Raw genomic sequence first — 20,403 nt, 5'->3', positions numbered from 1 at the left:
AAAACCATGTTTAACCGAAACACGAGCTTACTTGCTGGTGGGATGACTGATGAGCAGCTCAGAGACGCTCTGCAGAAAGCGCAGCAGGCTTATATTGATCTGACTACCGGTAGCCGTGGCGTCTCATTCTCCTATACGCAGGGTGATGGGACGCGCTCTGTCTCCTATCAGCAAAGCTCTCTCGCCGACCTGCTGGCGCTGATTCAGTTGCTGCAGGCGCAACTGGGAATTGTCGCCCGGCCACGGAAGCCAGTGAGGTTCAGATTCTGATGAATAAAGTGCAAATCCTTGGTCCTGACGGGAGACCTTATCAGGCACCAAAACCCAGCATGTTGACGGGCGGTAGCCGGGTGCCATATGACGCCGCGGATTCCTTCAGCGATCAACTGGCGAACTGGCAGCCCGCACTATGGTCACCGGATAACGAAATTAATATCTACCGTGACCGTATTGTTTCCCGTGCGCGCGATCTGGTCCGAAATGATGGATGGGCCAATGGTGCCATAACTCGCCTGCTTGATAATGCGGTCGGCGCCAATTTCCGTCCGATCATGAAGCCTGACTATCGTGTATTACGGATGATGACAGGTAATAAAAGTTTTGACGCAGTATGGGCGGAAGAGTACGGAAAAGCACTCGCTTCCCACTGGAGAACCTGGGCATACGACACAGGCCGTTATTGTGACGTTGAACGCAAGCTAACCGTTCCACAAATGTTGCGTCTGGCCTTTCGCCACAAGCTGATTGATGGCGATGCCCTGATGGTGCTCCAGTATCGCACCGATCGCCTTGGACCAGGTAAGGGGCGTTATGCCACGACGGTGCAGGTTGTTGATCCCGACAGACTCAGTAACCCGCAGCAGAATTTTGATATGCCGAATATCCGCGGCGGCGTTGAAATTGATGCTGACGGCGCACCTGTGGCTTATCACATACGTGAAGCACATATCGGTGACTGGTGGAGTGGCGCCAAAACGATGACGTGGCGGAGAATACCGCGGGAAACCGACTGGGGGCGTCCGCACGTTGTGCACGACTTTGACCATGAACGTGGGGCTCAGCATCGGGGTAATGGCATTCTGACTCCGGTGGTGCAACGCCTGAAGATGCTGGTGAAGTACGACCAGAGCGAGCTGGAAGCGGCAATTCTGAATGCTATCTTCGCCGCTTATATTGAGTCGCCGTACGACCCCGAAATGATCCAGTCCGCGCTGGGGGAAAACTTCGAAGAGGGATTGGGAGCATACCAGGATGGTCGTGCAGAGTTTCATAATGATCGTCGTTTGACTCTGCAGAATGGCGCCCGCATGCCGATCCTTTATCCAGGGGAGAGAATAACAACGGTCAACGCTGCCCGCCCTTACAGCAACTTTGAGGTTTTCGAGTCTGCAGTATTACGTAATTTCTCATCCGGTACGGGGTTATCTCCTCAGCAGGTTACACAGGACTGGTCTGATGTGAATTACAGCTCTGCGCGATCTTCCTTGCTGGAGGCATGGAAAACGCTCACCCGCCGACGTGATGATTTTTCCATGGGTACCGCTCAGCCGGTTCTGACTGCCTTTGTGGAGGAAGTTCACGATAACGAGGATTTACCCCTTCCGAATAATGCCCCTGATTTTGTTGATGCCCGGGCAGCGTATTCCCGTGCGCGCTGGATGGGGCCGGGGCGAGGATGGGTTGATCCGGTGGCAGAGAAAAAAGGCGCCATTCTCGGCCTCGATGCCGGCCTTTCCACTCTCGAAATTGAAGTGGGTGAAAACGTGGGTGAGGACTGGGAAGAGATTCTTGACCAGCGCCAGCGGGAAATCGAGTCCTGCCTGAAGCGCGGGCTTCCATTACCTAGCTGGGCGCAGGCGGACCAGTTCGCCAGCCAGACAATTACCGATCCGGAGGAAAAGTGAATCTACCTCATCTGGCCCAGCGCCTTTTTAATACACCGCTGGCGCTGCACCCAAGTAAAGCTGAAGTCATCATGGCATCCGTTATGGACCGGTTTGGCATCAGTAAAATCGAATCCTCTCTTGCCATGGATGATGACTGGTATGGGTACGACGATAACCGGGAACGGGGATCCCGTATCGACCCGGGTTATGACAATGTGCTGGGCGTCGCTGTCATCCCGATATGCGGGACGCTGGTGCAGAAGCTGGGCAGCCTGCGTCCATACAGTGGCATGACAGGCTATGACGGCATTCGTCAGGCCTTCCTGACCGCGATGGAAGACCCCGATATTGCGGGGATCTGCCTGGATATTGATTCGCCAGGCGGCGAGGTCGCCGGATGTTTCGATCTGGTCGATGTCATTTATGGCGCCCGCGGGAAAAAGCCCATCCATGCCATTCTGACGGAAAGCGCCTATTCCGCCGCCTATGCGATTGCCAGTGCGGCGGACCGGATTTCTGTTCCCCGCACCGGCGGCGTGGGTTCAGTTGGCGTGATCACTATGCACCTTGACTGGACCCAGAGGATTAAAGATGACGGACTCAAAGTCACCATCATCACCTACGGTTCCCGTAAGGCAGAGGGGTCACCGCTGAGAGAGCTGTCAGATGAAGCGCTGGCGGCTATTCAGCAGGATATCAACACCATGGGCGAATTGTTTGTGAATACCGTCGCCAGAAATCGGGGGATTAGCGCAAAGGTTATCAAAAGTACTCAGGCTGCCTGTTTTATGGCTGCTGATGGTGTGGAACTTGGACTGGCTGATGAGGTATGTCCTCCTGATGCTGCGTTCAGAAACTTACTTGAAAAAACAGGAGCCTGAAATGGCGAAGAAAAAGACATTTAGTTTTGCTCATCTCCTTGGCCGTGGCGCGACTGCTTCCGAAGAGGAAGAAGACAAAAAAGCCAAAAAAGCGAAAGGCCGTCGCGCGGAAGAGGATGAGCGCGAAGATGATGCCGAGGACGATGAACGCGAAGATGACGCGGAAGACGACGAGCGTGATGATGACGCTGAAGATGACGGTGACGACCCGGAAGCAGCGGAAGACGATGACGATTCCGAAGATGACGGCGACGATGACCGCAAAGAAAGCAAAGCGGTGAAAAATGCCCGTGCAGCCGAGCGTAAACGTTGTGCCCGTATCTTCGGCAGTAAGCACGCCGCGGCGAATCCGTCACTGGCTGCGTCGCTGGCATTCAATACCGGCATGAGCTCTGCTGCCGCTATCAATGTTCTGGCTTCAACCGCACCAGCCTCGCGACCTGCCGCAACCCGCAAGCGGACACTTGACCAACGGATGCAGGACAGCCATCAGGCCCGTCTGAATCCGGATAGTGGCAAGAAAGAGAGCGGTAAATCGGCACTGGTAACCCAGATGACCGGCCTCTACAACTCCATTAAAGGAGATAAATAATGGATCAATTTGGTCAGAATGCCTTTGCGCCTGGCATGAAGAGTTCAGCGTTTGTACCGGATCAGTTGATTGCCGGTACGCTACAACTGGTCACTGATACCGGCACGATCACCGGCGGCGTGTATAAGCGTGGCACTGTACTTGGCATGATTACCGCCAGTGGCAAATACACCGCCAGTGTGAAAACCGCAACGGATGGTAGCGAGACACCGGCAGCTATTCTGGTTGATGATGTTGACGCTTCCACCCATGGCGATCAGTCCGGCGGTCTGTATCTGATGGGGGAGTTCAACCAGAATTATATTATTTTTGACGATTCCTGGACTGCACCGGAACTGAAAACAGCACTACGCCCGCAGGCCATCTTCCTCAAAGACAGCACTCAGGCACCTTTAACCACCTCCTGATGTATCCCTCATTTCTCCTGGCGAATGCTTTAACCGGCAGGCGCCGACCCATTTAAAATTTATGCCAGCGTGCGGCTGGCATTAGCAAGAGACTGAATATGGAAAATATTTATGATACCAGTGTGCTGGTGCAGGTCGTTCCTAACCTGAAAACCAGTCAGAACTGGCTGCTTGATCGCTTCTTCCCGAACGTCGTGACTTATGAGACTGAAGAAGTGGCGATTGACGTGGATGTCGGCCTGCGTCGTATGGCGCCATTTGTCTCCCCACTGGTGGAGGGCAAGCTGGTCGAGTCCCGTAAATACCAGACCAATACTTTCAAACCGGCTTACATCAAAGACAAGCGGGCGCCGGACCTGCGTAAACCTATCCGCCGTCAGATCGGTGAGCGTATTGGCGGTGAATATACAGCCGCAGAACGCGAAATGTTGAACCTGCAGTTTGAGATGACTGATCAGATTGACATGATCAACCGTCGCCTGGAGTGGATGGCGGCGAGTGCGCTGGTGTCCGGTACCGTCACGGTTGCCGGGGAAGGCTATGAAACCAAAGTGGTGGATTTCGGGCGCTCTCCGGATCTGACTATTACCCTGAGTGGTTCCGATAAGTGGCCGCTGACGGTTGCCGCTGGTGCCACCAATACCCAGCCCTCTGATGATATTGAAATCTGGCAGACACTTTTCCTGAAAGAATCCGGTTCCGTCGCAACGGATCTGGTGTTCACAAGCAAATCATGGCGGGCGTTCCGACTAGATACCACCATCAAAGATAACGCCATCACGTTCCCGGCGCTGAGCCCGTTTGGTAACCAGATTAATGCTGGCCCACAGGCGATGAAGGGCGCTATTTATAAAGGGCGCTGGGGTAACTTTGACCTCTGGTTATATAACGACTGGTTTATTGACCCACTTGATAATGTCGAGAAGCCGATGATCCCCGACGGCGCTGTGATTATGTCTGGCGCCGATCTGATGGGTACCCGCGCCTTTGGCGTTATCCTTGACCCGGCATTTAACTACGGTCCTCTGGCCTATGCGCCAAAATCCTGGGTGAAAGAAGATCCGGCCCAGCGTCTTATTCTGATGCAATCCTCTCCGCTGGTTATTCCGAGCCGGGTAAATGCATCCCTCTGCGCGACGGTGGTCTGATATGGCTAAAACAACCAAAACTGTACTGGGCGATGATCTGAATGCGGAAGGAACTGCAGATGATGGTCTGAATATTGATGAGCTGAATGCAGGTGGCAGCGTTCACGAGACCCAACAGCATGACGATAAACACGGCGAACCATCAGATGATGAGGATACCGCTGAAGAAGATGACCAGGAAGAAGACGCGGAGCCTGAGTTTGTGGTGCTGAAAGGGAATTGCATTCGCCATGACGGTGAGGTCTACCGGGAAAACTCCCTTATTCCGGTCTCCGGTAAGGATGCCGAGCGTCTGCTGGCAGCAGGTGTAATTGCCGATGTCCATGCTCTGCGACAGCGCGCGTTATCTGCTGCGCGTGGTGTGAAAATTACAACGGAGTGAGCCGATGGGCGTGGACTGGGATTTACATCTTCTGAGTCCGCTCCATGGCGTGTTTGGCGATGAACATGAGTACCGTCCCCGCAACGGTACTCCTTTTACGATTAACGGTATTTTTGACCGTGGCTATGCGCAGGTTGCAGAAAACCTTGATGGTGATTCAGAAATTAACACCTCCAGCCCGATGCTGGGGGTACGTGATGCTGAATTTCGTCAGTTGGGTAAACCGCAACCTGCCGTATCTGACCGTGTGTATATCAAAACGGTCGGAGGTCAGGTCATCAATCAGTTATTTGTTGTGTCCAACGTCGAACCCGACAGCCATGGCGGCTCGCGTCTTGTTCTCAATGTGGCGAAAACCCGATGAATGCTTCCGCAATACGACACATGGTCGTGGCCGCGCTGAAAGATAAAACGGCTGCCGCCGATCGTGTTTATTCCCCACGTGACTGGGCAACCTCGCCGGACCTGTACCCCGCGCTGCTTGTTCAGACGCCATTTGATCACAAAAAGGCGCAGGGGCGAAATGTCCCGGCCTTCACCTCTCTGACCACCGTTCGGATTACCGGCCGGGTTCAGGAGTACGACAGTGAAACCACTGATGATGGCGCCATGCGCGCGGAGGTTGCGCTGGAAGAGCTCCGGGAACAGGTAGAAAGGGCGGTGATTAACAGCTACGAGTTAACCCGGAACATCCAGAAATATGCGGAGGTTCGCTCGACGATTGATGTTGATGCGGATGGCGAAGCGCATATGGGCCAGTTGCTTATCGAAATTGATATTGAGCACTATCAGGGACCGGAAGACTTTTATCCGGTCGATACGGTACCGCTGGCGGGTATCGACATCACCATCAACATGCCGGACGGTACGCCGCAGCCGGGCGTAAAAATAGACCTTCAGGAGTAATCATGTTTGTAAAACCGAAGGACGGGCTCAGCGTTCGCTGCCCTGTCAGGGGGGAGCCTTTGCCCAAAGATGGCGCGGAGGTACCTGATAATACGTTCTGGCACCGCCGTCTGAAGGATGGCGACGTCAGCCTGGTACCGGAAAAGGGCGTTAAAAACGCCGCAAAAAAAGAGGGCGTAACTAAATGACCGTTCCATTTTCGCGAGTTCCCGGCAATTTACGTGTGCCGCTTTTTTATGTGGAGTTTGATAACTCCATGGCCAACACGGCGACCGCTACACAGCGAACACTGCTGATTGGTCAGATGCTGGCATCAGGCTCTGCACAGGAAAAAATCCCGGTAAAAGTCTCCTCTCCCAATGCGGTGGGTGAGCTCACCGGAAAAGGCTCAATGCTGCATGGCATGATGACGGCGTATCAAAAAAACGATACTGCTGCGGAGGTCTGGATCCTTCCGCTGGCTGATGATGCGGATTCGATGGCAGTGGCAACTGGCAGTATCAAGGTTGCCACACAGGCGGCAGAAACCGGCGTTATCTCTCTTTATATTGCTGGCGTTCGCGTACAACTGACCGTACTGGCGACTGACACTCCGGCTCAGATTGCCACTGCGCTGGTCGCGGCGATTACCCGCAAAACGGAACTGCCGGTGACAGCTGCTGTAAAAGCCGATGCAACGGATACCGTGACACTGACGGCCAAAAATGCCGGGTTGCTGGGCAATGGTATTGATATCAGGCTGAATTATCTCGGTGTTCAGGGTGGTGAGGTGACGCCCGCGGGCCTGACACTCACCATCACGGGCATGACCGGCGGCGCCGGCGCGCCGGATTTTGTTGATGCCCTGGGCAACCTGCAGGATAAGACCTTTGATTTTGTCATCAACCCTTATGATGACACCGCATCACTGGACGCCATCAGAGAATTTCTGAACGATGCAACCGGGCGCTGGGCATGGGATAAACAGCTTTATGGCCACGCATTCACCACTACCAACGGCACTTACGCCGAGCTTGGCACTAAAGGGGAAACCCGTAATAACCAGCATGAGTCACTGCTTGGCGTGTACCGCTCGCCGTCACCGCGTTATATCTGGGCGGCGGCACTGACAGGGGCCGCAGCACCCAGTCTGCGTAATGACCCAGGACGCCCGCTACAAAGTCTGCCCGTTTATGGCGTGCTGGCACCGGACCTGGCGGATCGTTTTGAGCTGACGGAGCGCAACAACCTGCTGTACAGCGGCATCTCCACTTACACTGTGGGGGATGACGGAACGGTGATGATTGAAAACCTGATTATCACCTACCAGAAAAACAGCTATGGCGACGAAGACGACAGTTACCTGCAGGTGGAAACGCTGTTCAGTCTGATGTTTGTCACGCGATATCTCCGTACGGCAGTGACCAGTAAATTTGGTCGCATGAAGCTGGCCGCAGATGGCACGCGTTTTGCGCCGGGGGCGGCGATTGTAACGCCAAACATTATCAGGGCCGATCAGATCGCGGAATACCAGACGCTGGTCTTTAACGGCTACGCGCAGGACGCTGAGGCCTTCGCCAGAAACATTATCGTGGAGCAGAACAAAACAAACCCGAACCGCGTCGATGTGTTGTGGCCGGGAACGCTTATGAACCAGCTGCGCATCTTTGCGCTGCTTAACCAGTTCCGCCTGCAGGCTGAGTCAACAGGAGCATAAAACATGGCTGGAGATACCACTAATCGCCTGGCAGGTACTGCTTATGTCACCGTAAACGGGGTGACCGTTATGGTGGAGGGCTCATTCAAGTATCAGACCTCCACTGTTAACCGTACCACGCTGACAGGCATGGACGGTGTGCATGGCTACAAAGAAAAGCCGGTTGCCCCGTATATTTCTGCCCGTCTTCGCGACAGCGGCGGTACCAACGTACTGGGTTTTAACAAACAGACGAACGTCAACGTGATTGCCGAGCTGGCGAACGGAAAGACTATTATCGGTCGCGCGCTATGGACGGTGAACGTTCAGGAAGTGGAAAGCGAAGATGCAGTGTTTGATGTTCGCTGGGAAGGCAGGGACGTAACGGAGAACTAAGATGGCAGAACTTGAACGCACCAAAGTCATTCCCCTCATCAAGCCTCTGGTCGATGAGGCGCAAAAAACACGCTATGAGCAACTGGAGCTGAAGGCGCCGACACTCAGCCAGGCCGAGCAGTTCTACGAAAAGCAGGCATCGTCCACTTCACTGGCGGCGATGCGCCTGCTGATCTCGCTGGTCGCGGATACGCGGGAAAGTGTCCTTCAGCCGATGGATTTTATCGACTTCCGAAAATGTGAGGAGTTTTTGCTCGGTTTTTTGACCTGGAAGCCCTGACCGCCTGGCAGGAAACGGCCGCTGACGTCACATTTTATTTCCGCTGGACAGAAGACAGGGCATGGGGCATGACCTATGCCCGTCTGAAGTGGTGGGTATCGCAGGCCTCCCGTATCAATAAACTCAGGAATACCAAACCCGATGAGTAATTCTTTCGACTTTGAGCTGGTGGCCAGCGACCAGGCGACGGAAGCCATTGAACGTATCAATGAGGCTATCCGTGATCTGGAACCAAAGCTGGATAAAACCAAAGAGGGACTCCAGTTAGGAGGACAGGAGACTCTCGATGGATTGAACGGCTTTATTTCCCGCTTCGAAAATCTGTCCAAAAATGCCCGTGATAACGTGCAGTATATCGGGGATATGGTGCCGCCGCTGAAGATGGTCGGTGAGCTCTCCGGTAAGCTGGCATCGCTGGGTGTGGTTGGAGCGGCGGGATATGGGCTAAAACAGATTGCTTACGGTTTCCATGAGGCCTCAAGGGAAGCCTATAACCTCGATGTTGCCGCGAAAAATGCGGGTATGCGAGTGGAAGATTTTTCCCGCCTGTCCGGCGCCATGCGGATACTGGGTGCTGATGGCGACAGTGCAAATTCCTCCATCGAGGGGATGGCTAAAAGCCTGAAGGAGGCCGCCAGCGGTGCCAACAGCCAGGTGCTCGGAGCATTGTCACAGATTGGCGTTCAGATCCAGAAAAACAACGATGGATCCGTTGATACGCTGAGAACGCTGGAATCGATAGCGCGCGTTTTCCCGAGCCTGCGACCTGACCAGCAGAAGTCGGTTTCCGATGCCCTCGGGTTGACGCCGGAAATGCTGGCGCTGATGCGTGAAGGCGTACGGATGAAAGCATTGCTGGCTAAATCTGATGAACTTGGCCTGACAGTTGATCCGGAACTTAACCGGCAATTGTCCGAGATTAACGGCTCCATGAATGAGCTGGGTGCAGCATGGGATGGGCTGAAAAACCGTTCGAAAAACTCTCTGTTTAAGGAATTGCTTTCCGATGGCTCGGTGAAAGACGGTCTTGAAGGTGTGACCGACTTGTTCACGAATGGCGATTTCACCGGGCTGTCGCATGCGCTGGGGTTTATCAGTAGCAAGGATGCCGGGAAGTTACGCCGCATTCAGGGTGATAAGGCGCTGTATAACACCCTTTCCCGGCGCGAGCGCGGAGCGGTGGATGCCGGCTTTATGACGGATGCCGTCCGGAAACGCTACGACGCGCAATATGGCGCCAGTGACAGAGCTGAACAACTCCGTAATGATTTGTCTGTCATCCTGCCAGCAGGTGCACCAGCTCCACGCGGAGAGGTGAATTACAGCCAGCCATCTAACCAGGCACTGGGCCTCAGAAATAATAACCCGGGCAATCTCCGGATAGCGCCTAATGCGACCGGGGTGAATCGTGGTTTCGTCACTTATGACAACAGCAACGACGGGCTGGCGGCAATGGCCCGGCAACTGATGTTATATGGCGATCGTGGGAATAACACGCTTAACAGCGTGATCCACACTTATGCGCCACGCTCAGAAAATGATACGCAGTCCTATATCAATTCAGTATCGGCCGCGACAGGTATTCAGCCCCGGCAGCAGATGGATCTGCATAACCCGGAGGTGCTGAAGTCAGTCATGGCGGCCATGATTCAGCATGAGAATGGGGCACAGCCATATTCTGAAGATGAGATACGGGCGGCAATTCAGACGGCTATCAGTGATCCCCGCTGGTCTGGTCTTCGTGACAGCCGTGTGCTCAGCCAGCAGAGAGAGAACATCCTCGTACCACAACCGGACAAGTTTGACAGTTCCTCAATCCTGACAGCTTCCGGTAATGGGAGAGATCCGGTCAGTGAAAACCTGACCCGGTCTCTCAAAGAGGCGATGGCCGACCAGAAAATGAAGCTGGAAATCACCCTGGTCAACGATAAGGGTGAGAAGAATACCTATAACGTCGAGGATAACGGCAGAATAACAACCGCCATGAATTACTAACCCTATTAAACCGCCACCCTGGCGGTTTTTTAATTCAGGAGGCCTGATGGCAATTATCCAGGATGCAATAACTTCTCTGATGGGGGGAGGCGGAAGCGAGGACTGGTTGAGCCAACTACGTCCCGGCTCGTTTCGGGGCGTGCCTTTTGCTGTGGTGAACGAGGAAGGCAGTCACGGCCGGCGGCAGGCGGTTCATGAATATCCCTACCGTGATACTGCCTGGATTGAGGATATGGGGCGCGGGACACGGCGATTTATTATCCGCGGCTTTCTTGTTCAAAACAGCCTGGTTTATGGCGGCGGTGATGTTATTTCCCAGCGGCAGTCATTGATTGATGCCTGTGAAACCAGGGGAAGTGGCACGCTTATCCATCCCACTCTGGGGGAGATGACCGTTTCCATACCCGAGAACGGCTTACGACTCTCCGGCTCTGCCGAAAACGGCCGTTCGTTTGAATTTACTCTGATGGTAATTGAGTCGGGGTTAAAGGTCTTCGCTGTTACCGACAGCGCCGCCGCGGGGGATACCGTTGGCACCAACTATCTGAAGCTGGTCAGTACGGCAGTTGCCAGTACTCTCGCAAGAATTAAAAGCGAGATCCGTGGTGTGTCGCAGGGGATTCAGACTATCAAGGGAACCGTGACGTTCTGGACCAATATGGTGGATAACACCATCAGTGAAGTAACAAACGTCAGCAACGTGTTGAATTCTACGTTCGGTAATAATCGTTACGGACGTTACAGCAAGGGGAGCGTGGGCGGGAGTTCGTCGGGTATTAACGGCAAGCGTGATGCCGATGACTCAGAAGACTATCAGGCGTTGTCTGAACAGGTTTCCGCCCGGGCCGTAATGGACCGCCAGGGTGTACTGGATACAATCGCTGTACTGAGTGAATCTGTATCGGTCGATGAATTGGTTCAGGGCGTTGCCGATGTGATCAATCGAATACTGGCCAGTGCCGGCGGGGTAAGTGACAAAATTGCCGCGTTTGAAAAACTGGCGGCTTCAACCAGTACCGAATACCAGCGCTCCGAAAGCAGCCAGCAACTGGCTGGCACAATTAACACGCTGATCATTGTGCTGTGTACCGGGGCAATGACGAATGCTGCCGCCGATTATAACCCTACCAGCCGTAATGAGGCCGAAGACATCACGCAACGCGTAGCCGCGCAAATGGATACCGCGTTACTACTGGCGGGTGACCGTGGCGATGACGATCTCTACTCGGCACTGATGGGAGTGAGAACTGCTTTCCTGAATGCCATGGCTCAGATTTCATCCGGGCTGAGTGAGCTGATGCAAATCAATACGGCTGCGCCGGTTCCTGCTCTGGTACTGGCAAACCGACTCTATCAGGATGCCTCGCGTGCAAATGAACTCATACAGGAGGCCAGCGTTCCGCATCCTGCATTTATGCCGACGACGATGAAGGTGTTGAGACAATGAGTACGGACAACGATCAGGAGATCGTATCTCTCACAGTGGGCGGGAAAATCATTGAGGGGTGGGATTCTGTGCGGGTGACCCGTGGCATTGAGCGTTTCCCCTCCGATTTTGACCTGGGGCTGATGGACTATTTTCCGGGCAGCGACCAGAAGCAACTGGTAAAGGAAGGAATGCCCTGTCAGGTCAAGCTCGGTAGCGATCTGGTCGTGACGGGTTATGTTGATGACTGGTCGCCTGCTATTTCCCGTTCGCGCCATGAGGTCAGAGCCTCAGGCCGTAGCAAGTGCGCAGATCTCGTGGATTGCTCCGCAGAATGGCCAAATAACGTCATTAATAACAGCAATGCGCTTGAGATAGCGTCCCGCCTCGCGTCCCATTACAACATTCAGGTAAGTACAGACGTTGATGACCTGGTAAAAGTCCCACAATTTTCCCTGAACTGGGGGGAGTCACCGCAGGAAATTCTTGATCGTGTTTCCCGCTGGTCGGCATTGCTTTATTACGATCAGCCTGACGGAAACTTATTTCTGACCCGGGTGGGGACAACGCGCGCAGCCAGCGGTATCGCTGAAGGGGTAAATATTGAACAGGCTTATTACCGCCGTTCGATGGCTGACCGCTTTTCTGATTACGTCGGCGTATCGATGAGCATCTCTCCGATAGCAGGATTTTCGCCGGATACGGCTTATGACTCTGTGACGCTTGCGACGGCACGCGATCCGGAGGCCGCCAGTATGCGTTACCGAAAACGGATCATTATTGTTGAAAGTACGCTGATGGCTTCCCAACAGGCACAGCGCGCTATTGACTGGGAGATGAACCGCCGATATGGCCGTTCCCGCCAGTTGACGGTGACGATTGACTCATGGCGCGATAAGTCCGGGAAATTATGGGAGCCAAACACTCTCATCCCGGTCAACATCCCCAGTCTTCAGCTGCCTGACACGGAAATGCTTATCGCTGAGGTGACTTATATCAGAGACAGTGACGGCACCCATGCACGGCTTTATCTGATGCCGCCGGAGGCTTTCAGTGTCCAGCCGTACGCTTTCTATCAGCAAATACCCGGACTAAACCAATGAATCAAAATTTAAAGAAATCGGCCACGCGCATAGCCGGCATGCTGGGCATTGGCCGTATTACCACGCAGAAAGATAGCGGGGCTGTACAGGAAATCCAGTACCAGACTCCGTTGGAAGTGGCCAGCGCCCCACGGCTCTCTGATTTTGGTTTTTCATCGGGGTTGCCGGCGGGATCGGATGTGGTCATTGCCTTCCTCGGCGGAGACCGCTCCAGTCCCGTCGTCATTGCTTCCAACCATCAAAGCTTCCGGTATACCGGGCTTAAGCCAGGCGAAACCGTAGTCTATAACCAGCAGGGGATGAATATTCATCTGACCGAGGCGGGAATTTTCATTGATGCAAAAGGCAAAGATGTAGAGATCAACAATGCCAGAAACATTACCGCGACGGCAACAGAGCAGGTAAAGCTGGTCACACCAAAACTCCTGGTGACGGGTGACATCATCGATAACTGCGAGACGAATGCCACAACGTTAAAAGCGTTACGCGACGCTCACAATGATCATGACCATGACGTTAAGGAAGTTCAGTCCGGTGACAGCACCGTTACCAGTGAAAAAACAGAGAGTCAGGTATGAGTGATATTTCCTCATTCTGGGATGTGGATGCCATTCATGCTGACTGGCAAACCGGTAACGGCGTACTGACATCTGAGAATGATATGCATACGGCCATTATTATCAGTTTGTTTACTGACGGACTGGCGCGCGCTGATGATGATTATGAAGGAACTGACCGCCGCGGCTGGTGGGGGGATCTGGACAGCGACCTGAATATTGGCTCAAGACTGTGGCTACTGCGGCGTGAAAAACTGACGCGCGAAGTGGCGATGAGAGCTGAAGATTACGCCGAAGAGGCTCTGGCCTGGATGAAGTCGGATGGTATTGCCGCTGAAATACAGGCGCAATCGGAAATTGTATTCCCTGACAGGCTAAATCTGATCATCCGGTATTTGCCACCGGCAGGGGACTGGCAGGAATTCAAATTCTTCTGGCTATGGGAGCAACTGAATAATGCCATTTAAACGGAAAACACTGAGCGAACTGCGCGAAGAGAATCGCCAGTTTATGCAGGCAGAGCTTGAAAGCGTCGGCGCGCTGCTACGGTTTGGAAACCTTAAGGTGCTGGCTGATATGGATGCGGGTATGGCGCATTTGCACTATGCCTACCTGGATTATATTGCCCTGCAAACGAACCCATTTACGGCAACCGGGGAACACCTTGCCGGCTGGATGGCGCTGAAACAGGTTTACCGAAAATCTGCCAGTGCCGCCAGATCGAGCGCTTGCCTGGCGAACGGAACCGTCGGGGCAATTCTGGCATCCGGGTCAGTCCTGAATCGTTCAGATGGATACCAGTACACCACTGATGCTGAATTAAAAATTGGTGCTGATGGTACCGGAAGTGTATCGGTGACGGCGGTGCTTCCCGATATTAGTGATGATGTTAGCGGAGGTGGCGCATCAGGAAATGCTGATGCCGGGACGCTGTTAACCCTCGATGCGAATGTTTCTGGTGTGAATACCACTCTGACGCTGATTGAAGCGGCCAGTGGTGGTGCCGATATCGAGGGTGAGGAAGACTTCCGTAGCCGCGGCCTGCTGGCTTACCAGAACCCACTGCAGGGCGGAAGTGATGCCGATTATAAAAAATGGGCACTAGCGGTTTCCGGGGTAACCCGTGCCTGGGTTAAGCGCCGGATAATGGGGGCTGGCACCGTTGGTGTTTATATTATGTGTGACGGGAGTGATACCACCAATAATGGCTTCCCTGTAGGGACTGACGGTGTTTCACAACTGGAAGAATGGGGAGCGATAAAAGCCACCGGGGATCAGGGACGGGTGGCTGATTACATTTATCCTCTTCAGACGGATACCGCGATTGTCTATGTGTGTTCACCAATCCGGCGCGAAGTTAACTTTGATATAGCGGGTATACATAGTGCTGACAGCACCGTTGTGCAGGCTATCAAAGATGCCATCAATGACCTGTTTTTTGATGAAGGTAACCCGGACGGAACGGGGAAAATTTATCTGTCAGATCTCAACCGGGTAATCAGCTCCGTAAGCGGCACAACAGGGTATTCGCTTGAGCAGCCGGCAGATAATATTGTGCTGGCCATCGGGGAGCTTCCTGTTCTCGGGGAGGTGATATTCTCATGAGCCTGTATTCACAGGATGATTATGCACAGAGTTTACATTCCCTGTTACCAAACGGGCGCGCATGGCCACGCGAAAAAGGTAGCGTGCAGTATGCCGTACTGAAAGCGCTGGGGAGAGCGTTCGCCCGATCTGATTCGAGTGCTCAGGGGCTGATTACCGGGGCTTTCCCGTCTACGGCAACAATGATGCTTCCGGAATGGGAAAGTACGCTGGGATTACCTGATGACTGCTCTATCGGCGAAATAAGCAGTATTGGCGATCGACAGCGCGCGGTGGTGGCAAAATTTATCAGTAACGGCGGCCTGAACCGGGCCTACTATATCGGTGTTGCCGAAGCGCTGGGATATACCATCAAGATAACGCAGTTTCGCCCGGCAATGGCCGGAATGTCAGTGTGTGGAGATGCGCTGAACGGTGATGAATGGCCGTTTACGTGGTTAATTACTGCCCCTGAAACGACAATCAAATATACCGTAGCGGGTCAGGCTTATTGCGGCGATCCTTTGCGTGCCTGGGGCAATAAACAACTCGAATGCACACTTAGCAAAATAGCGCCTTCACACCTTAATCTGCTGTTCGGCTACGCCCAGTAACAGCCAACCCTCTTTTTCTGAAAACTATCGCTTAATGAAGTGAGGATATTCCATGCTCAAAATTAGTGATGTTGAGCCGTCAACAGCGCTTGATGGATTGTTTACCGACGGCAATGTTGCTGGTGGTATTTCGCCAACACGGCTTGTTGCTGCGTGGTTTAACGTGATTCAGACTGAACTGGTGAATGTTGTTGAGAGTTCCGGGATGGATCTAGACCCAGATGATTCGACACAGGTATTACAGGCGCTGACAAAAATGTTTCTCAGCCGCTCAAACCCGTTTGCTGATATTGCGGCGGATGGTTCAGAGGCAATTGCTCAGGCCCTCTCGAATCTTGGTATCGATACGGCATTGGCAGAAAAATCCGACCTTGCTACTGGCGTGTTGTCCAGTAGTGGATATATCAAAATCCCTATTTCAGTCAGCGGTAATTCCTCCACTTTGATTTTACAGTGGGGGACGTTCACCGGGAAAACCTCATCGTCTGCCGGTACCGATAATGTTTATGAAAACTCGTCGATTTATGTTACATGGCCGATTACGTTCCCAACGGGAGTTCTTCAGGTTATTACGGGAGGATCTTCTGATGTACCAGGCGCAGGCGCTCAGGAGATAGCCTGGAATTTAGCGAAAACTAATACGGGTGCCACCTTTGGTGTTTCTTGTCGTGAGGCTTCTGCCTCAATGTCTGGTTCTTATATTGCAATTGGATATTAAAGTGAAATTTTCAGTAACAACTCAATCATTCTTTGACGATTCATTAACGTATGGCGACAATCTACCGTCAGATGCGCAAGAAATAACCAGTGAAAAATACTCTGAACTGTTTGAGGCTGTAAATGCGAATAAGCATGTGTATCTATCAAATGGAGTAATGGTCATTTCAGAAGCCAGGCCAGACAAATATTATACCTGGAACTCTGAATCCAATTCCTGGGAGATGACGGCAGCGGCAGTAACACAAAAGGCATCTGATGAGGTAGCGGCTGCTGAAAATTATCGGTCCAAGCTAATTAGTTTTGCTAAAGACACCATCTCAGTATGGCAAACAGAGCTACTGCTGGGAACAATCAGCGACGACGATAAGGCTAGTCTGACGGAATGGATGGCTTACATTAAAGCGCTTCAGGTCGTGGACACCTCCGATCCTGAAAGCATCACATGGCCTACCGAGCCAACAATCAGTTAAGGACAAAAAAGCCCTTCGTATTACCGAAGGGCAAAATGATGATGCTTGCTACTGTCTCGCCTCTTATAACAAAGCGGCGCGCATACTAATGGTATAGCCATATAAAATAAAGGGTTAAGGGGGAATATCAGCACGTTTGGCAAAAAAAAATCCCTCACGGTCGGGAACCGGGAGGTAGAGAAATCTCTTTCAAGAAATCAATTTGTTGTGAATCAAGGCAAGTCTATACCCCCGGTGAGGTGAGTTCAATCTCTTTGGCTTAGCGGCTGTCCAGTTGTTGACTGGTGAGCTGTATGTTTTGTCCGGTAACCGTATACAAGAGTTACCGGCCAGGGGATTGATATTGCTTTTAAGCAGATTGATGCTATCGACACACAACCTATAGTATTATCAATCTTCTTAAAGATAATGGATTTAGATTAGTTGTATTCTGCCCAAAATTTCTTTCTGTTTAATCTTTTGAAGCCCTCTTTCCAGTAACTGGTCTCTAATTCTGATGCGTAAATTTTACCGGGGAACAGCCTTTCTTTTAAAGGTAGTTTTTTTGCCAGCATAATCCTTTCCGCGTTACCTCCAACCGATTCTGAATGAGTGAGTGACGACAATGCCTCAATTTGGTAGGTTGTTGGATTAGAGACTAATTGAAAGAATGGCTCAGACAGTGTTGTACTGTTTAACTCATCAATATTTTCTTTATTTAATAAAGGATGTAAATATTCGAAAAAAGCAATGATTCCTGACTGAAGTCGCTGTGCTTTATTTAAATAGCTAACCTCAGAATCACTGTTTTTTTCTCTTACGGGGATAATGCCGTCAGCAGTCTTTTTATAACCTATTGTGGAGCCTGTGTTGTCAGCCATAGCGAACTCCATCAGTTCAATGCCACCAGCAAAGAAAAGATCACATTTTTCTTGAGGTATACCGTAGTTCGCTAACCAACCAAACATTTTATTGTATATTGAGCGGTTATCATTTGCACCATGAAATGTTGCCAAATAAAATCCGTGTATATTCTTAGTAGCCCAGCCATCGCTAAGTGAGCGAGCGAAAACGGATTGTATATTCCCCATCCAGCCAACATCTATCAATGCAATATTTTTATGTTCACCACAAGCTTTTTTAAAATAACCAGAATACTCATTTCTATTTTGAGTGTTTTTTAATAAGATATTAGAAAATAGTTTATTTATTAGCCAGTGAACTTTATGTTCATCACCTTGTTTAGGTATATATTCCTCGTTGGGAAAACCAACGTTGTGTATATCTGAAATATATTTTTTGGCGTCTAATCCAGCTATAGAAAGAATTTTCTTTAGACTCTTTTTATTTTTACCGCCAAAAAGATGCCATATTCTATGCATTGGCCAGTCTGTCATACCTATCATATAAGAAGAGGCACGAGAAATATACACATATTCGCTTTCTATCTGATCGTCTGAAAAGTATTTGTTATAAATTTTGTAAATTAAGTGTGCGTCACGAGCAAGGAAAAGAGCTTTATCAATTTTATGGACTTTTAACTGGTTTGACATCCATGATATATAGCCTAAAAGTAAAGGCCCAAATACTTTAAAACCAATCTCAGTTAATGGATCTTTTGTGTAAAATGATGAGGTTTGTTTAAGTGATAAAGCTTTATATAATGATTCGCCAACAACATCTTTTGCTCTCCAATGAAAAGATGTGCCATGCTCGTATTCAGACCAGTCCGCTTGAATTGTATGGATTCCATGTTTTTTAGCATTACTTATATCAGAACGAGGATTATCTCCAACATGTAGCCAAGAATTTTGACGAGGTTTCTCACGTTCTTTTATAAGAGTATATAATTCCCCGCTATTTTTTGATGCGCGCATTTCTCCTGATGAGTATATGGGGATGTTATCAACATTATAGCCGCATGAAATTAACAATTCCTTTAAAATACTAGTTGGGAAATACATGTCGCTTATTATAATTATTTTCGAGCCATTTTTTACTGCTGCCTGAAATAGTTTATATCCTGAATTATTTTTATATAATACTGCTTTTTCAGTGCTGATTTCCAGTTGAATAAGTTGGTTGATAATTTCTTTTGAGATGCCAACGTTTAACTCTTTAATTTCATCATATATTTCAAAAATAGTAACTTCTGGTTCACCTCCGAATTTATTGACTCGTTTAGCTCTCGCTGAAACTTCGGCCTGGACCCTCATTTCAGCGAAGTTATCTATTATTTCTTCATGGCCAGATAATAAAATATTAGAATTATTGGCTATTTCAATTTGCATTAGTGAGAAAAGATCTGCTGGGCGATATATTCTCCTGCTAACTAATGTGTCAAATATATCAAAGCTTACCGTGTCATATTTTTCTATATTCATTTTATTTTCTTTCATTTAATTTGTTTTCAATGTTGGATAGTTTATATACCATATTGCTATTAGTTAGGTTTGATAGGAGTGTGTTTAATAGCGTAGAGTTTTTGCTATCTCTCATCATATTGTTAATCATTAATCTATAATCAATCTCACATTCTTCTCTGTTAATCTCTGTGAAATTGCCGTACTTGAAATCGGTAATTTCTCTAAAATGATAGAATGCTAAAGGTTCTGGAAGAATCCAAAGATCATTTTGTGATAAATAATCAATTAAGAAGGGCCAAAAGAAAGATGGCGAAGAAAAGTTATGTTTATTTATAATATTAAATATTGAGTTCTTAACAAAAAAACATGATGAAATTGGAAGGCTATTCTTGTAATGAATTACATCAAAACTAAGCGGGCCAACTGCTAAGTAATGATTCCATGGGTATGTTGTGTTAATAATTATTCTATTTCTCTCCGCAACCTCTACCACTTTATTACTGTGGCATGCTATGGCATTGATTGACGGGTATTTAAGACGTGTCGCTGTAAGCGTACTTGAAATGCGAGATAGATACTCTGGAGCCCAGGTATCGTCATCATCTAAAAAACATATATATTCACAATCACTTTTTTTAATTATTTCTGATACATCTTGATTGAACGGTATTAGACTAAGGTTATATTTTTCCTGGATTGTGTTAATATACGAATACTCATCTTTAGAGAGATCCTGTTCAGCACCCATGCAATATATTGCTACTTTTACTTCCTTGAATGTTTGGTTATAAACAGAATGTAATGCTCTTAATAAAAAACGGAACCTACCTGGTTTATGTCGTACTATCGTTAATATCTTTTCCATTTGACTTGCTTGTATATTAATTTTTTGCTTATATGTAAAATACTACGCTACCGCCCTTGGCTATCGCAACCAAATGGCGAAATTGAACAAGTTGTATATGCTCACATAGTAACAGGGGTAACCAATTGTTATCTTTTTATGTGTGCATTGCAACAAAAAAATGTGGGGGTA

General features: G+C 50.1%; 24 protein-coding genes. 22 read left to right on the top strand and 2 right to left on the bottom strand.

What is annotated here, in order from left to right:
• Positions 1-6: 6 nt before the first annotated feature.
• The 22 genes from gpW (at position 7) to AC007G_RS02875 (ending at position 17,022) form a co-directional block, all read left to right on the top strand.
• Positions 7-270 (top strand): gpW family head-tail joining protein, encoded by a 264-nt coding sequence (gene gpW, locus AC007G_RS02980; RefSeq protein ID WP_000483310.1) that lies wholly within the window; start codon positions 7-9, stop codon positions 268-270.
• Complete coding sequence (locus AC007G_RS02975) at positions 270-1,904, top strand: phage portal protein (protein WP_047719086.1); 1,635 nt, start codon at positions 270-272, stop codon at positions 1,902-1,904. The genes gpW and AC007G_RS02975 overlap by 1 nt, the downstream gene beginning before the upstream one ends.
• Positions 1,901-2,767, top strand: a complete 867-nt coding sequence (locus tag AC007G_RS02970) for a S49 family peptidase (protein ID WP_194444914.1) — start codon at positions 1,901-1,903, stop codon at positions 2,765-2,767. Before AC007G_RS02975 ends, AC007G_RS02970 begins: the two co-directional genes overlap by 4 nt.
• Before the next feature lies 1 nt (position 2,768).
• Positions 2,769-3,359, top strand: coding sequence for a hypothetical protein (locus AC007G_RS02965; protein WP_194444915.1), 591 nt, complete (start codon positions 2,769-2,771; stop codon positions 3,357-3,359).
• Complete coding sequence (locus tag AC007G_RS02960) at positions 3,359-3,766, top strand: head decoration protein (protein WP_049268199.1); 408 nt, start codon at positions 3,359-3,361, stop codon at positions 3,764-3,766. Before AC007G_RS02965 ends, AC007G_RS02960 begins: the two co-directional genes overlap by 1 nt.
• A 98-nt stretch (positions 3,767-3,864) precedes the next feature.
• Entirely contained in the window at positions 3,865-4,914 is a 1,050-nt protein-coding gene (locus AC007G_RS02955) for a major capsid protein (RefSeq protein WP_021543308.1), read from the top strand.
• Position 4,915: 1 nt separating this feature from the next.
• On the top strand, positions 4,916-5,296 hold the full coding sequence (locus AC007G_RS02950; RefSeq protein ID WP_223362246.1) for a hypothetical protein: 381 nt from the start codon (positions 4,916-4,918) through the stop codon (positions 5,294-5,296).
• A gap of 4 nt (positions 5,297-5,300) precedes the next feature.
• A complete protein-coding gene (locus AC007G_RS02945) occupies positions 5,301-5,660 on the top strand; it encodes a head-tail joining protein (protein WP_049267342.1) in 360 nt (119 codons plus the stop codon).
• On the top strand, positions 5,657-6,202 hold the full coding sequence (locus AC007G_RS02940; RefSeq protein WP_047719077.1) for a hypothetical protein: 546 nt from the start codon (positions 5,657-5,659) through the stop codon (positions 6,200-6,202). Before AC007G_RS02945 ends, AC007G_RS02940 begins: the two co-directional genes overlap by 4 nt.
• Before the next feature lie 2 nt (positions 6,203-6,204).
• Positions 6,205-6,390, top strand: coding sequence for a DUF2635 domain-containing protein (locus tag AC007G_RS02935; RefSeq protein ID WP_047719076.1), 186 nt, complete (start codon positions 6,205-6,207; stop codon positions 6,388-6,390).
• Complete coding sequence (locus AC007G_RS02930) at positions 6,387-7,898, top strand: phage tail sheath subtilisin-like domain-containing protein (protein ID WP_479466536.1); 1,512 nt, start codon at positions 6,387-6,389, stop codon at positions 7,896-7,898. Before AC007G_RS02935 ends, AC007G_RS02930 begins: the two co-directional genes overlap by 4 nt.
• A 3-nt stretch (positions 7,899-7,901) precedes the next feature.
• Positions 7,902-8,273, top strand: a complete 372-nt coding sequence (locus AC007G_RS02925) for a phage tail tube protein (protein ID WP_000896639.1) — start codon at positions 7,902-7,904, stop codon at positions 8,271-8,273.
• Between the two features lies 1 nt (position 8,274).
• On the top strand, positions 8,275-8,553 hold the full coding sequence (locus AC007G_RS02920; protein WP_047719073.1) for a phage tail assembly protein: 279 nt from the start codon (positions 8,275-8,277) through the stop codon (positions 8,551-8,553).
• A gap of 141 nt (positions 8,554-8,694) precedes the next feature.
• Entirely contained in the window at positions 8,695-10,548 is a 1,854-nt protein-coding gene (locus tag AC007G_RS02915; protein ID WP_194444916.1) for a hypothetical protein, read from the top strand.
• Between the two features lie 46 nt (positions 10,549-10,594).
• Entirely contained in the window at positions 10,595-11,995 is a 1,401-nt protein-coding gene (locus tag AC007G_RS02910; RefSeq protein ID WP_194444917.1) for a DNA circularization protein, read from the top strand.
• Positions 11,992-13,077: a phage baseplate assembly protein gene (locus tag AC007G_RS02905; RefSeq protein WP_047719068.1), complete on the top strand. Its 1,086-nt coding sequence runs from the start codon at positions 11,992-11,994 to the stop codon at positions 13,075-13,077. Before AC007G_RS02910 ends, AC007G_RS02905 begins: the two co-directional genes overlap by 4 nt.
• Positions 13,074-13,655, top strand: coding sequence for a phage baseplate assembly protein domain-containing protein (locus AC007G_RS02900; protein WP_094089153.1), 582 nt, complete (start codon positions 13,074-13,076; stop codon positions 13,653-13,655). The genes AC007G_RS02905 and AC007G_RS02900 overlap by 4 nt, the downstream gene beginning before the upstream one ends.
• Positions 13,652-14,101 (top strand): phage GP46 family protein, encoded by a 450-nt coding sequence (locus AC007G_RS02895; protein ID WP_065954092.1) that lies wholly within the window; start codon positions 13,652-13,654, stop codon positions 14,099-14,101. Before AC007G_RS02900 ends, AC007G_RS02895 begins: the two co-directional genes overlap by 4 nt.
• Positions 14,091-15,239, top strand: a complete 1,149-nt coding sequence (locus tag AC007G_RS02890) for a baseplate J/gp47 family protein (RefSeq protein ID WP_479466535.1) — start codon at positions 14,091-14,093, stop codon at positions 15,237-15,239. Before AC007G_RS02895 ends, AC007G_RS02890 begins: the two co-directional genes overlap by 11 nt.
• Complete coding sequence (locus AC007G_RS02885; RefSeq protein WP_025713554.1) at positions 15,236-15,832, top strand: YmfQ family protein; 597 nt, start codon at positions 15,236-15,238, stop codon at positions 15,830-15,832. The genes AC007G_RS02890 and AC007G_RS02885 overlap by 4 nt, the downstream gene beginning before the upstream one ends.
• A gap of 52 nt (positions 15,833-15,884) precedes the next feature.
• Entirely contained in the window at positions 15,885-16,550 is a 666-nt protein-coding gene (locus tag AC007G_RS02880) for a gp53-like domain-containing protein (RefSeq protein WP_194444919.1), read from the top strand.
• The gene (locus tag AC007G_RS02875; RefSeq protein ID WP_226957004.1) at positions 16,534-17,022 is read left to right on the top strand and encodes a tail fiber assembly protein; all 489 of its coding nucleotides are present in this window, start codon (positions 16,534-16,536) and stop codon (positions 17,020-17,022) included. Before AC007G_RS02880 ends, AC007G_RS02875 begins: the two co-directional genes overlap by 17 nt.
• A 419-nt stretch (positions 17,023-17,441) precedes the next feature.
• Here the strand turns inward: AC007G_RS02875 and AC007G_RS02870 are convergent, their stop codons facing one another.
• Together AC007G_RS02870 and AC007G_RS02865 are read right to left on the bottom strand one after the other, a co-directional pair.
• A complete protein-coding gene (locus AC007G_RS02870) occupies positions 17,442-19,385 on the bottom strand; it encodes an HAD family hydrolase (protein ID WP_159212021.1) in 1,944 nt (647 codons plus the stop codon).
• A 1-nt stretch (position 19,386) separates the two neighbouring features.
• Positions 19,387-20,232 carry a glycosyltransferase family A protein gene (locus AC007G_RS02865; RefSeq protein ID WP_479466534.1) on the bottom strand — a complete coding sequence of 282 codons (846 nt, stop codon included), beginning with the start codon at positions 20,230-20,232 and terminating at the stop codon, positions 19,387-19,389.
• Positions 20,233-20,403: the final 171 nt, after the last annotated feature.

The organism is Klebsiella sp. CSG-1, assembly GCF_056521145.1.
This window is presented reverse-complemented; position numbering and strand designations above follow the sequence as displayed.